Here is a 12,965-nt window from a genome sequence, read left to right as displayed (position 1 = left end):
CATGGGCGGCTCGGCTCCTGACGGACGTCAGCCGACCGCGCCCTACCTCGACGCGCTCGTCGCGCACGGCTTCCGCGGCTCGACCCGCTTCCACGTCCCCGGTCACAAGGGCGGCGAGGGCGCCGACTCGGGCCTGCGCCACGCGATCGGCGACAACGCGCTGCTGCTCGACATACCGCAGGACACCGACGGGATCGACGTCGGCCCGTACCCGACGCCGTACGACCTCGCCGAGGAGTTGGCCGCCGCGGCCTACGGCGCACAGCGAACCTGGTTCCTGACGAACGGCGCTACGCAGGGAAATCACGCGCTCTGCCTCGCGCTGGCGCCGCTCGGCACGCCCGTCGTGCTGCAACGCAACGCGCATGCGTCGATGGTCGACGGGCTCGTGCTGTCCGGCGGCGTCCCGGCGTTCGTCGCGCCCGAGTACGACGACGAGCTGGGGATGGCCCACGGCGTGACGCCGGAAGGGCTCGCCGCGGCGCTGGCGCAGACGCCCGGCGCGAGAGCGGCATTCATCGTCTCGCCGACCTACTACGGCATCGCCGCCGACGTCGCCGGCTGCGCGGAGGTCGCGCACGCGGCCGGCGCGGCGCTCGTCGTCGACCAGGCGTGGGGGCCGCACTTCGGCTTCCACCCGGGCGTGCCGGAATCCGCGCTGCGGCTCGGCGCCGACGCCGTCCTGACCTCGACGCACAAGATCGTCGGCAGCCTGACGCAGTCGGCGATGCTGCACGTCGCGCCGAACGGGCGGATCGACCCCGCGCGGATCGCCCGCGCGGTGCGCCTGGTGCGCTCGACGAGCCCCAACTCGCTGCTGCTCGCGTCGCTCGATGGCGCCCGCCGCCAGGTCGCCGTCCACGGCGAGGCGCTGCTGGCGCGCACGCTCGTCGCCGCCGCGCAGGCGCGCGCCGCGATCGACCTCGTGCCCGGCTGCGCGGTCGTGGGGGAGGGCTTCGTCGGTCGCCCCGGCGCGGCCGCCTGGGACCCGCTGCGGATCGTGATCGACGTGCGCGGGACCGGCTGCAGCGGCTACGAGGTCGCCGCCGCGCTGAAGGCCGCGTACGACATCTATCCCGAGCTGGCGACGCAGGCGACGCTGGTGCTTGTGCTCGGCCTCGGCCAGCCGGTCGACGCGCTGGAGCGCTTCGCGCACGACTTCGCCGAGACGATCGCGCGGATCGCGCGTCCGGCCGGGCCCGAGACCGCCGCGCTGACGCGCCCGCCAGGGGCGCTCGCGCACGAGCTGGTCGTCGCGCCGCGCGAGGCGTTCCTCGGCGAGGCGGAGGCGGTCAGGGTCGACGACGCGGTCGGCCGCGTCTCGTGCGAGGCGATCGCCGGCTACCCTCCCGGCATTCCCGCGCTGCTCCCGGGCGAGCGCGTCACCGCCGAGGTGGTCGCGTATCTGCGCGAGCTGTCCGCGGCGGGTGCACGCCTCCACGGGGCCAGCGACCCCACCTTCGAGACGATCCATGTCCTCCGCACCCACACCGACGCCCCCCGCTGACCTCAAGGACCGCGCGCGCGTCGCGCCCGCGCTCGACCCCGCATTGCTCGACGAACTGGTCGCGCGCGCACTCGCCGAGGACGTCGGTGACGGCGACGCGACCGCCGCCGTCACCGTCCCCGCCGACGCGCGGGCGATCGCGCGGATCCGCCAGAAGGCGCCGGGTGTCGTCTACGGCTTCGAGCTGGCCGAGCGCGCCTTCCGCGCGCTCGATCCCGGCGTCGTGCTCGAACGCGCCGTCGCAGAGGGCGTCTGGCGGGACGGCGGCCCGGTTCTCACCGCGACCGGCAACGCCCGCGCGTTGCTGACCGCCGAGCGCACGGCACTGAACTTCCTCGGCCGCCTGTCGGGCGTCGCGACGCTCACCGCGCGCTGCGTCAGAGCGCTGGAGGGCACCGGCGCGCGCGTGCTCGACACGCGCAAGACGACGCCGGGGCTGCGGATGGTCGAGAAGGCGGCCGTGCACGCCGGGGGCGGCGTCAACCACCGCATCGGGCTGTTCGACGAGATCCTGATCAAGGAGAACCACGCGGCGGCGGCCGGCGGGGTGGGGGAGGCGGTCCGCAGGGCCCGCGCGGCGCGGCCCGACCTGCCGATCGAGGTCGAGGTGACCGACCTCGCCGAGCTGGAGGAGGCGCTGGCGGCCGGCGCGGCGCGGATCATGCTCGACAACATGGACCTCGCGACGATGCGGGAGGCCGTCGAGCGGGCCGCGGGGCGCGCGTCGCTGGAGGCCAGCGGCGGGGTGACGCTCGACGCGCTGAGAGCGATCGGAGAGACGCGCGTAGACTTCATCTCAGTTGGGGCGTTGACGCACTCGGCCCCAGCGCTCGATCTCTCCCTCCTCCTGGAGTCAACGCCATGAGCCTCCCCGTCCTCCCAAGTGCGCCCAGCGGTCCCGCCATGCCCGGAATGTCCTCAGCGCCGCTGATGCTCGAGAACATCCCCGCCTTGCAGGCGGAAGTGCGTGCGCTCGCCGACGAGCGCGGCGCCGTGATCCTCGCCCACAACTACCAGCTGCCCGAGATCCAGGACGTCGCCGACTACGTCGGCGACTCGCTGGGGCTGTCGCAGTGGGCGGCCAGCACCGAATCCGACACGATCGTCTTCTGCGGTGTCCATTTCATGGCCGAGACGGCCTCGATCCTGTCGCCCGAGAAGACCGTCCTGATCCCTGACGTCGACGCCGGCTGCTCGCTGGCGGACTCGATCACTGCCGACCAGCTGCGCGGCTGGAAGGCGAAGCATCCCGGCGCGATCGTCGTGATGTACGTCAACACGACCGCCGAGGTCAAGGCGGAGACCGACTACTGCGTGACGTCGTCCAACGCCGTCAGAGTCGTCGAGCACATCCTGCGCGAGCACGGTCCGGACACGGAGATCCTGTTCGGCCCGGACATGTTCCTCGGCGCCTACGTCGAGAAGACGATCGGGCGCAAGCTGCATGTGTGGGACGGCGAATGCCACGTCCACGCGGGCATCCGCCCCGACGACATCTCGGCCGTGCGCGCCGCGCACCCCGGCGCCGACTTCCTGATCCACCCCGAGTGCGGCTGCTCGACGAGCGTGATGGAGTACGTCGCCGCCGGCGACGTCGACTCCAGCGGCGTCCACATGCTCTCGACGGGCGGGATGCTGAGATACGCCGAGACGCATCGCAGCTCGGACGCGCCGGTGATCGTCGCGACCGAGACCGGCATGCTGCACCCGCTGCGCGAGGCGGCGCCGGACGTCGACTTCATCGCCGCCAACGAGCGCGCCAGCTGCAAGTACATGAAGATGATCACGCTGCCGAAGCTGCGTGAGTCGCTGCGCGAGAACCGCACCGAGGTGAAGGTGCCGGAGGCGGTCGCCGAGCGTGCCCGCGTCCCGATCGAGCGGATGGTCTCGATCAACGCCTAGCGGCTCGGGCCGGCGCCGTCTCCTACGAGGCGCGTCAGCAGTCGCTCCAGCTCGCGCCGCTCGTCAGCTGAGAGCGGCGCGAGCAGTTCTTCCTGCGCGGCCTCGACGCGCGCGCCGAGCCGGCGCAGCGCGTCATCGCCCGCCGCCGTCAGCCGCACGACGTTGCGGCGGCGGTCGCGCTCATCGCGGCTCCGCTGTACGAGCCCGTCGCGCTCCAGCTCGCCGGCGACGGCCGCCATGTCGCTGCGATCGATCCCCAGGCGCCGGCCGAGCTCGGCCTGGCTGGCCGGTCCCCGCTCGTCGAGCGCGACGAGCACGGTGAAGTGGGCCCTGCGCGCGCCCGCAGCGGCGAAGCCGTCGGCGACGATCCGGTTCGCCTTCAGCGCGGCGCGGTTCAGCAGCCAGCTCGGCAGCGTCCGCAGCCGCTGCGGCGGTTCATAGGCCTGCTCGTCCATCGCGCCAGGGTAGCCGATCGTTGGCGAGGCCAACGTATTCTGCTACGTTGGTGAGACCAACGTTGGTAGCGCCAACAATCACGAGAGGACGACCATGACCGCGCAGACGACCGACCGCCGGGTGCAGGAGCTGACCGACCGCAGCGAGATCGCCGACCTCGTCGCCCGGCTCGGGGCGTGGCTGGACCGCCAGCGCCCCGACGACGACCCGCGCACGATCTTCGACGCCGGCGTCGCGGTCTCGACGCCCGGCGGAACGGCCGAGGGGATCGACGCCGTCATCGCCCAGGCGACGCGCAACCACGCCGCACATCGCACGCAGCACGCGATCAGCGACCTCCTGATCGACCTCGACGAGGCTGGCGAGCGCGCGACCGTGGGCGCCAACCTGATCGTCACGTTCGCCTCCGAGCCGCTGGTCCAGCTCGGCGAGCGCTACCGCTTCGAGACGGTCCGCGGCGCCGCCGGCTGGCGGCTCGCGCGCGTCGAGGTCATGCCCATCTGGAGATCGTGAGGCTCAGTCGCCGGGCGCCTGGCCCGCGGCGAACAGGTCGATGCCGCGCTCGGCGGCGTCGCGCACCGGGCGCAGCGTCTCGCGCTTGCGCTCGAACTCGAGCGGGGTGTAGCAGTGGACGTCGGCGGGGGCACCCATCTCGGCCGCGTCCCACAGCGAGCCGGCCTGGTAGACCCGCTCCAGCCACGGGACGCCGTCGAAGAAGCCGGAGATCAGCACGACGACCCACTCGGGACCGCGCTCGCGCTGGGGCAGCGCGCCGTTGGCGTCGTCGACCCGCGCGCCGCCGATCAGGGCGTGCTCGATCGGCCAGCGGTCGCTGACGCGGTCGACGTAGCGGTGCAGTTCGCGCAGGTTCAGCGCGTCCTGCAGGCGGAGGTCCTCCGGAGGCACGCCCACGATTGTCGCCGGTCGCACGGCGTCAGTGCAACGCGGGTCACCGCAGCGGCTGCCAATCGACCCCGCGCGCGGCCTGCACATAGGTGCCGCCGACGGCGTCCTGGACGAGCTGACGCTCGCCGCGGCCGTCGGTTCCGATCGTCAGAACCCCCGCGTCGAACGCCTCGTAGACGAGCCGTCTGCCGTCCGGCGACCAGCGCACCGACTCGACTCCGCGCGGCCCTCTGACCTGGCGCAGCCCACTGCCGTCGGCGTTCATCACGTAGAGCAGGTCGGCGCGGCGGCGCACGAACGCGAGCTTCGTCCCATGCGGCGACCAGGCCGGCGCGCGCCCGCCGCGGCCGGTCAGCCGCCGCAGGCCGCTGCCGTCGGGGCGGATCGCGTACAGCTGGCCGTCGCGCTCGAACGCGATCGTTCCGCGCGTCGACCAGGCGGGTGATCTGCCGCCGCGGCCGGTGAGTCGCCGCGCGCCGCCGCCGAACAGGTCGCTGATCCACAGCTGCTGGCCGCCGGCCGAGGGGCCGGCGTCGAACGCGAGTTGGGTCCCGCTCGGCGAGAAGACCGGGCGGCCGGAGTTGAGCCCGCGTGCGGGCAGCAGCCGCACGGTCCCGCCGCCGTCGCCGTCGAGCAGACCGATCCGCGTGCCGGCGTCGAACGCGATCCGCGTCCCGTCCGGCGACCACGCGGGCGTGTCGAACTGCGGCGCCTCGCACGGTCTCGCGGGCTCGCCGCCGACGAGCAGGCAGGAGCGCAGCTCGCGCGGCTCGCCGCCGGCCGGCGTGACCAGCCGCAGCGCGTGCAGCGTTCTAGACGGCTGCTCGCCCAGCTCGTCCTCGGTCAGGCTGAACCAGCCGTAGGCGATCGCGCCGTTGCGGCCGGGGAAGGCGTGCGCGACCGGGGCTGCCAGCAGCGCCGTGAGCGCGAGCGAGACGAGCGGGAGGGCGAGCCGTCGCATGCTTCTACGACGGCCCGCATTCCGGGAAGTTGCGGCTCAGGCGAAGTCGGCGACCGTGTGCGGACCGACGACGCCGATCGCCAGCTCGTCGGCGATCCCGCGCGCGACCTCCGCGACCTCGTCGTAGGTGACGGCGTCGAGCGCGGCGATCGCGGCGTCGGGATCGACCTCCTCGCCGAAGACGATCGTCTGGTTGGCGGCGTGGCGGGCGACCGCGTTGGTGTTCTCGAACGCGAGCACGCGCGCGCCGGCGGCGTAGGCGCGAGCGCGCTCGACCTCCTCGACCGTCGGCCCCTCGGTCCGCAGCTCGGCGACGATCTCGCGCATCCGCGTGTAGGCCTCGACCGCCTTGCCGGACTCGAGCCCCGCGGACAGCTGGAGGATCGGCACGTCGGAGAACGCGTGCGAGAGCGCGTAGACCGAGTAGGCGAGGCCGCGCTGCTCGCGGATCTCGTCGAACAGGCGCGAGCCCATCGAGCCGCCGAGCAGCGTCGAGTAGATCGCGAGCGCGGCGCGCGCTCTGCGGTCGGTTGCGTCGATCGCCGGGCGGTACATCATCCGCAGGTGCGACTGGTTGGAGTCGCGCTCCTCGACGAGCGTGCGCGGCGCGAAGCCGGGCGCGGGCTCGTACGGCGGCGGGGCGGGGAGGTCGGGGAAGCGGTCGAACAGCTCGTCGAGCGCGCCGTTCGCCGGCAGGTGCTCCAGGTTCCCGACGACGAACGCGCCGCCGCGGGAACCGGCCCACTGACGCTGGCGGAAGGCGACGATCGCCTCGCGCGTGAACGTGTCGCGCAGGTGCTCCTCGGGGCCGAGCACGGGGCGGCCGAGCGGGTGGTCGCCGAAGGCGGCTCTGTCGATCACGTGCTCGGCGACCGTCGAGGGCTGGTCGTTGGAGCGGGCGATCTCCTGGATCACGACGCCGCGCTCGCGGTCGAGCTCCTCGCCGTCGAGCCGCGGCCGGCCGACAAAATCCGTCAAGAGGTCGATTGCTTCCAATGCCTTCTCGGCACGCGCGGTGATGTGGAACGCGACGAGGTCGTGCGAGGTGTACGCGTTCAGCTGCGCGCCGAGGTTCTCGGCCGTCTCGTTGACGTCTCTGTACGTGACGTACTTCTCGCCGCCCTTGAAGACGAGGTGCTCGAGGAAGTGCGCCATGCCGTTCTCCTCCGCCCGCTCTGTGCGCGCGCCGGCGTCGAACGCGACGAGCGCGGTCACGGCCCGGGTGCCGTCGAGCTGAACACGGTGGATCGGGAGGCCGTTCGGCGCGGTGGAGGAGGAGATCGCGGTCATGTGTCGACGATAGCGGGACACCCCGGTGGCCCCGGGGCGTCAGGGAAATCCCTGCAAATCCGCTTGCAGGGATGCGCCCGGATTCGCGCTGCGCGGCAGCGGCACGCTACCCTCGATCGCTCTATGGCCCTCTCCGTCAGAAGACCAAGCCTCGGCCGGCGTGCCGTTCCCGCGCACCCGCCGAAGCATGTCGCGGCAAGCCAGAGCGCCCCCGCGGCGAGCCGTCGCGGCACTCCGGTGATCGACTTCAAGGCTGTCGAGAAGCACTACGACGTCGGCGCCGTCGGCCTCGACCAGGCGAGCTTCTCCGTGCAGCGCGGCGAGTTCGTCTTCCTCGTCGGCTCGACCGGCTCGGGCAAGTCGACGATCATGCGGCTGCTGATCAAGGAGCTGGAGCCGACCGGCGGCACGATCGGCGTCGCCGGCCGCGACCTGTCGGAGATCACGCGCCGTCGCGTGCCGTACTACCGCCGCAACATCGGCGCCGTCTTCCAGGACTTCAAGCTGCTGCCGAACCGGACCGTGTACGACAACGTCGCGTACGCGCTCCAGGTGACCGGCGGCTCGCGCAAGGACATCCGCGCCAAGGTGCCGGACATCCTGCGCCTCACGGGCCTCTCGACGAAGCTCCACAACTATCCCGACCAGCTCTCCGGCGGCGAGCAGCAGCGCGTGGCGATCGCGCGGGCGTTCGTCAACCATCCGCCGCTGCTGCTGGCCGACGAGCCGACCGGCAACCTCGACCCCGAGACGTCGATCGGCATCATGCAGCTGCTCTACCGGATCAACAAGACCGGTACGACCGTGCTCGTCGCGACGCACGACCACGGCATGGTCGACAAGATGCGTCGCCGCGTGATCGAGCTGTCGAAGGGCCGCATCGTGCGCGACGAGGCGACCGGCCTCTACGCCCGCGACGAGTCGACGCGCGAGTTCGCCGCGCGCCTGCGCAACGACGCGCCGGTCGCGCCCGAGACGATGGCCGTCGAGGCGTCGCGCGGGTCACGCACCGCGCGCTTCCGCGAAGCCGCCGCCGCCCGTGAGACGGCGGAGGCCGAGGCCACCGCCGCGCGCGAGGCCGCCGCCCAGGACCCGACCCCGTCGCGCAAGTGAAGCTCGGGTTCTTCCTGCGCGAGGCGATGCGCTCGCTGGGCCGCAACGCTGCCCCGAGCTTCGCCGCGCTCGCGACCGTCCTGCTGACGATGCTCGTCGTCGGCGTCTTCATCCCGATCGTCCAGGCGACGACGGGCGCAGCCAACGACGTGCGCAAGCGCGTGCTCGTCGACGTCTACCTCAGAAGAGACGCGACGCAGAGAGACGCGGCGCGCGTCAGAGCGATGCTGGCCGGCACGCCGAACGTCAAGCGCGTCGAGTTCATCTCCAAGCAGGAGGCGTACGAGCAGCAGGTCAAGAAGGATCCGGAGGCGTTCGAGCTGCTCGGCGCCAACCCGCTGCCGGACACCTTCCGCATCACGCCGGAGGATCCCGATACGGTGCTCGCGCTCAAGTCCGAGCTGGCGCCGGCCGCGGCCGGCGGCACGCGCACGCCGGTCGACAGCGCGATCGACGAGGTGCGCGACCGGCGCGAGGACACGACGAAGATCCTCCAGGTGACGAGATTCGTGAAGCTGATGGCCGGCACGCTCGCGCTGCTGCTGGTCGCCGCGTCGATCTTCCTGATCGCGAACACGATCCGCCTGTCGCTCTACGCGCGCCGTCGCGAGGTCGAGGTGATGAAGCTGGTCGGCGCGACCGACTGGTTCATCCGCTGGCCGTTCGTGATCGAGGGCGTGATCGTCGGCGCGCTCGGCACGACGCTCGCGATCCTGCTGCTGGCGGTCGGAAAGATCGCGATCATCGACCCGCTCGCGAGCGACTTCGCGCTCATCTCCGCGCCCGAGACGATCGGCTTCGGCGTGCTGATCGCCGTGATGATGGGCGCCGGGATAACGATCTCGGCGATCGGCTCCGGCCTCTCGCTGCGCCGCTTCCTGAAGGTCTGAGCCTGGCGAGAGCGGGGGGCGGGCACCGCCCGCCCCGCCGCGAACTACGCCCGGCCCACGGCCAGCAGGTGCGCGCTCGCGCCCAGAACGCTCGGCTCCTGCTCGACGCTGCGGATCGCGTCGAGCAGCGCGGCGCGTCGCTGCTCGTCTTCCAGCCACCACGCCTCGTCGCGCAGGAACGACGCGACCCCCTCGACCGCCAGCACGCCCTCGACGGCGAAGCCGGCGACGGCGACCTCCTCCCACAGCTCGTCGGGATGGTGGAAGTAGGCGGTCGTGAACCACTCGGGGCGCTCGTGGGGGTCGTTGCGGTGCTCGCCGGTGCGGACGTCGTGCGCGGCCACCTGCGCGAACGCCGGGTCGGCGAGCGCACGTGCGTGGATCCCGTCGAGCGTCGAGGCGAAGCGCGAGATCGCCGCCGCGAGCACGAGTCCGCCGGGGCGCAGCACGCGCCGCGCCTCCGCCAGCGCGCTCGCGCGGCCGTCGGCGTCGAGGTGGTAGAGCGGGCCGAGGAGCAGGACGGCGTCGGCCGCGCCGTCGGACCACGGCAGCGCGCGGGCGTCGCCGACGACCGTCTCCATCAGCGGGTCGCCGCCGGCCGCGGCCTGAGCGGCCGACGCCTCGCGCGCCTGCTGCACGTGCAGCAGCACCGGGTCGAGCAGGTGCACCTCGTAGCCGGCGGCGGCGAGCGGCAGCGCGTAGATGCCGGCGGCGCCGCCGACGTCGAGGACGACGGCGGGCGGGGCGGGCAGGAGCCGGTCGAGCAGCTCGCGCGTGCGCACACCCTCGACGCGGCTGATCGTCTCCAGCCGCTCGTGCTCGGCACCCAGCTCGTAGTAGTCGGCGATTCTCCGGTCGATGCTCATCGAACGAGCTTAGACGCGCGCGAGCGGTGGTTAATCCCAACCATATGACGATCGATACGCTCCAATGGTGCCCCGAAGAGCGTCGCGCATCCCTCTCGTCCTCGCCGGGGCGCTGATCGCCGTCGTGATGCTCGGCGTCGGCATCTACCTCGGCGGCCACGCCAGCAACCTGCCGGACCCGATCCGCAGCGCGCTCGTCGACGACGACGAGTCGCAGCTGATGCAGCAGGCGATCGACACGATCTCCGACGCGTACTACCGCCCGGTCTCGCGCGACGAGCTGGTGAACAAGAGCGTCGAGGGCGCCGTCAACAGCCTCGACGACCAGTTCTCGCACTACTTCGACCCGAGAACGTACGAGAGATTCCAGCACGCGACCAACCCGCGCTTCAGCGGCATCGGCGTGACCGTGCAGGGCACGCCGAGAGGGCTCCGCGTCGCGCACGTGATCGACGACACGCCGGCCGCGAAGGCGGGGCTGCGCGACGGCGACATGATCGTCGCCGTCGGCAGAAGCACGCTCGCCGGCCACCCCGCCAGCTACGGCATCAGCCTCGTCAAGGGCGAGCCCGGGACGACGGTCGAGCTGACGATCGAGCGCGACGGCAGACGCAGAGTCCAGACGATCGAGCGGGCCGAGATCGTCGAGCCGGTCGTCGAGGGGAGAATGGTCCAGACGAGAGCGGGCAGATTCGGGGTCGTCGTGTTCACCAGCTTCACGTCGAACTCCAGCGCGCAGGTCCGCGCGGCCGTCGACCGGCTGCTCGCGAGAGGCGCGAGAGGGATCGTGCTCGACCTGCGCGGCAACGGCGGCGGCCTGCTCAACGAGGCGGTCGACACGGCGTCGATCTTCATCCCTGACGGCACGATCGTCTCGACCGACGGCCGCGCCCGCGAGCGGCACGTCTACACCGCCACCGGCGGCGCGATCAGATCGTCGGTGCCGGTCGTCGTGCTCGTCGACAGAAACACCGCGTCGTCGTCGGAGATCGTGACCGGCGCGCTGCAGGACCGCAGACGGGCCGAGGTCGTCGGCACGCGCACGTACGGCAAGGGCGTCTTCCAGGAGATCCGCGAGCTGCCCAACGGCGGCGCGCTCGACATCACCGTCGGCCAGTACTTCCTGCCGAGCGGCAAGAACATCGGCGGCAGAGGCGTCAGAGAGGGCGACGGGATCCAGCCGGACGTGCAGGCGAGAGACGACCCGGACACCAGACGCGACGAGGGCCTCGACGCAGCATTGAGAGCGCTCGCGACAGAGTCGCGGTGAGCCGGCGCGACTATCGCGGGCGGGGGAGAGCGCGCGACGAGGACCGTACGCTCCCGCGCGAGCGGGCGCGCGACCGCGAGCGTGACCGGCCGCTGCCGCGCACCGACGTCGTCGCGGTGCTGGAGAAGCGCGGCCGCCACCTCGTCGGCGAGCCGTACTTCCAGCGCGGCCCGCGGCTGATCGTCGACAGAGACCGCAGAGCGTCGCTCGGCGACCTCGTGCTGCTGCGGGCAGGGCAGCGCGGCAAGGGCCACGCGAAGGTCGTGCGCCGCATCGGCCGGCCCGACGTCGCGCGCGACGTGATCGAGGCGCTGATGCTCGACCGCGGCCTCAGACGCCGCTTCGACCCGGCCGTCGAGCGAGCCGCGCGCGAGCCGCGCGCCGTCGACGTCCCGGGCCGCCGCGACCTGCGCGACCTGACGACGTTCACGATCGATCCGGCCACCGCGAAGGACTTCGACGACGCGATCTCGGCCGAGCAGACGGGCCCCGACCGCTGGCGGATCTGGGTCCACATCGCCGACGTCTCCGCCTACGTGCGCCCCGGCGACCTGATCGACCGCGAGGCGTATCGGCGCGGCACGAGCGTCTACGTTCCCGCGAAGGTCGAGCCGATGCTGCCCGAAGGGCTCTCGAACGTCGCCTGCTCGCTGCGGCCGGGCGAGGACCGGCTCGCCGTCACGGCCGAGCTGGAGCTGCATGGGCCGAGCGTGGCGCGCGCCTCGTTCTACCGCTCGACGATCCGCTCCGACGAGCGGCTGGACTACGACCGCGTCGATCGGATCTTCGCCGGCGCCGAGCCGGCGCTGGAGCCGTGGGCGCAGCCACTCGCCGCCGCGCGCGGGGCGGCCGCGGCGCTCGCCGCGCGCCGGGATGCGCAGGGCGCGCTGGCGATCGAGAGCGTCGAGCCGGAGTTCGCGTTCGACCGCGAGGGCCACGTGACGGCCGCCGCCGGCGTCGTGCAGACGGAGTCCCACCGGCTGATCGAGCACCTGATGATCCTCGCCAACGAGCAGGTCGCGCGGCTGCTGTCCGAGCGCAAGGTGCCGACCCTGTACCGCGTCCACGAGCGGCCCGACGGCAGCGCGGCGGAGCGGCTGATCGCGCAGCTCGCCTCGCTCGGCGTGCCGACGCCGCCACTGCCCGAGCAGCCGACGCCGCAGCAGGGAGCGGAGGCGATCGCGGTCGCTTCGCATCTCGTCGCGGCCTACGTCAGACGCTCCAGACGCGGCGGGATCGGCCTCAACAGCCTCGTCCTGCGCGCGCTCAAGCAGGCCCGCTACGACCCGCGCAACCTCGGTCACACCGGCCTCGGCCTGACCCACTACTGCCACTTCACGTCGCCGATCCGGCGCTATCCAGACCTCGTCTGCCACCGCGCGCTGCTGTCGGCGGTCGGCGCGGGGGAGGACGCGCCGCAGGCGTCGCGGCTGCCGGGCGCGGGCGACTGGGCCTCGGCGCGCGAGCGTGACGCGATGCAGGTCGAGCGCGCCGCCGACGACGTCGCGCGCTGCTTCCTGCTCGAGAGAACGCTGTTCGAGACCGGCTTCGACCAGGACTTCGACGGTGAGGTGACCGGCGTGATCGGCGCCGGCGCGTTCGTCGCGTTCGGCGACGGCTACGAGGGGATGCTGCCCGTCCGCAAGCTGCACGGCGAGTGGTGGGAGCTGAACGAGGAGGGCACGATCCTCAACGGCACGCGGACGGGCAAGGCGATCCGGATCGGCGACGCGGTGCGCGTGCAAGTCGACCGCGTCGACGCGCCGCGCGGCCGGGTCGACCTCTTCCCCGTCGAGCTGTGAGA

The 12,965-nt window shown here is 72.6% G+C and carries 13 protein-coding genes; 8 read left to right on the top strand and 5 right to left on the bottom strand.

Going from position 1 to position 12,965, the window contains the following annotated elements; all coding sequences use genetic code 11:
- Nucleotide 1 precedes the first annotated feature (1 nt).
- The 3 genes from CWOE_RS23080 to nadA are packed head-to-tail and all read left to right on the top strand — an operon-like array spanning nucleotide 2 to nucleotide 3,409.
- Nucleotides 2-1,507 (top strand): aminotransferase class I/II-fold pyridoxal phosphate-dependent enzyme, encoded by a 1,506-nt coding sequence (locus CWOE_RS23080; protein ID WP_012936059.1) that lies wholly within the window; start codon nucleotides 2-4, stop codon nucleotides 1,505-1,507.
- Entirely contained in the window at nucleotides 1,473-2,372 is a 900-nt protein-coding gene (gene nadC / locus CWOE_RS23075) for a carboxylating nicotinate-nucleotide diphosphorylase (RefSeq protein ID WP_012936058.1), read from the top strand. Before CWOE_RS23080 ends, nadC begins: the two co-directional genes overlap by 35 nt.
- A 47-nt stretch (nucleotides 2,373-2,419) precedes the next feature.
- Nucleotides 2,420-3,409 (top strand): quinolinate synthase NadA, encoded by a 990-nt coding sequence (gene nadA / locus CWOE_RS23070; protein ID WP_041730860.1) that lies wholly within the window; start codon nucleotides 2,420-2,422, stop codon nucleotides 3,407-3,409.
- Here the strand turns inward: nadA and CWOE_RS23065 are convergent.
- Complete coding sequence (locus CWOE_RS23065) at nucleotides 3,406-3,864, bottom strand: MarR family winged helix-turn-helix transcriptional regulator (protein ID WP_012936056.1); 459 nt, start codon at nucleotides 3,862-3,864, stop codon at nucleotides 3,406-3,408. The two genes, nadA and CWOE_RS23065, sit on opposite strands and share 4 nt — an antisense overlap.
- A gap of 94 nt (nucleotides 3,865-3,958) precedes the next feature.
- Between CWOE_RS23065 and CWOE_RS23060 the strand changes: the two genes are divergently transcribed.
- Nucleotides 3,959-4,378 carry a nuclear transport factor 2 family protein gene (locus CWOE_RS23060; RefSeq protein ID WP_012936055.1) on the top strand — a complete coding sequence of 140 codons (420 nt, stop codon included), beginning with the start codon at nucleotides 3,959-3,961 and terminating at the stop codon, nucleotides 4,376-4,378.
- A 3-nt stretch (nucleotides 4,379-4,381) separates the two neighbouring features.
- Here CWOE_RS23060 and CWOE_RS23055 read toward each other — a convergent pair whose 3' ends face one another.
- The 3 genes from CWOE_RS23055 to CWOE_RS23045 are packed head-to-tail and all read right to left on the bottom strand — an operon-like array spanning nucleotide 4,382 to nucleotide 7,022.
- Nucleotides 4,382-4,771 (bottom strand): hypothetical protein, encoded by a 390-nt coding sequence (locus CWOE_RS23055; RefSeq protein WP_236262148.1) that lies wholly within the window; start codon nucleotides 4,769-4,771, stop codon nucleotides 4,382-4,384.
- A 43-nt stretch (nucleotides 4,772-4,814) separates the two neighbouring features.
- The gene (locus CWOE_RS23050; RefSeq protein WP_012936053.1) at nucleotides 4,815-5,732 is read right to left on the bottom strand and encodes a PD40 domain-containing protein; all 918 of its coding nucleotides are present in this window, start codon (nucleotides 5,730-5,732) and stop codon (nucleotides 4,815-4,817) included.
- Nucleotides 5,733-5,768: 36 nt separating this feature from the next.
- Complete coding sequence (locus CWOE_RS23045; protein ID WP_012936052.1) at nucleotides 5,769-7,022, bottom strand: M16 family metallopeptidase; 1,254 nt, start codon at nucleotides 7,020-7,022, stop codon at nucleotides 5,769-5,771.
- A gap of 123 nt (nucleotides 7,023-7,145) precedes the next feature.
- Between CWOE_RS23045 and ftsE the strand changes: the two genes are divergently transcribed.
- Entirely contained in the window at nucleotides 7,146-8,135 is a 990-nt protein-coding gene (gene ftsE, locus CWOE_RS23040; protein ID WP_012936051.1) for a cell division ATP-binding protein FtsE, read from the top strand.
- Nucleotides 8,132-9,025 (top strand): permease-like cell division protein FtsX, encoded by an 894-nt coding sequence (gene ftsX, locus CWOE_RS23035; protein ID WP_012936050.1) that lies wholly within the window; start codon nucleotides 8,132-8,134, stop codon nucleotides 9,023-9,025. The genes ftsE and ftsX overlap by 4 nt, the downstream gene beginning before the upstream one ends.
- 44 nt (nucleotides 9,026-9,069) lie before the next feature.
- Here the strand turns inward: ftsX and CWOE_RS23030 are convergent, their stop codons facing one another.
- Nucleotides 9,070-9,891, bottom strand: a complete 822-nt coding sequence (locus CWOE_RS23030) for a class I SAM-dependent methyltransferase (protein ID WP_012936049.1) — start codon at nucleotides 9,889-9,891, stop codon at nucleotides 9,070-9,072.
- 67 nt (nucleotides 9,892-9,958) lie between these two features.
- Here CWOE_RS23030 and CWOE_RS23025 point away from each other — a divergent pair, with 67 nt between their 5' ends.
- Both CWOE_RS23025 and CWOE_RS23020 read left to right on the top strand, forming a co-directional pair.
- Entirely contained in the window at nucleotides 9,959-11,161 is a 1,203-nt protein-coding gene (locus CWOE_RS23025; RefSeq protein WP_160165558.1) for a S41 family peptidase, read from the top strand.
- Complete coding sequence (locus tag CWOE_RS23020; RefSeq protein ID WP_012936047.1) at nucleotides 11,158-12,963, top strand: ribonuclease R family protein; 1,806 nt, start codon at nucleotides 11,158-11,160, stop codon at nucleotides 12,961-12,963. The genes CWOE_RS23025 and CWOE_RS23020 overlap by 4 nt, the downstream gene beginning before the upstream one ends.
- Nucleotides 12,964-12,965: the final 2 nt, after the last annotated feature.

It is taken from the genome of Conexibacter woesei DSM 14684 (genome assembly GCF_000025265.1).
Taxonomy (GTDB): domain Bacteria; phylum Actinomycetota; class Thermoleophilia; order Solirubrobacterales; family Solirubrobacteraceae; genus Conexibacter; species Conexibacter woesei.
Note: the sequence above shows the minus strand (reverse complement) of the source record. Positions and strands in the feature narration are given on the sequence as shown.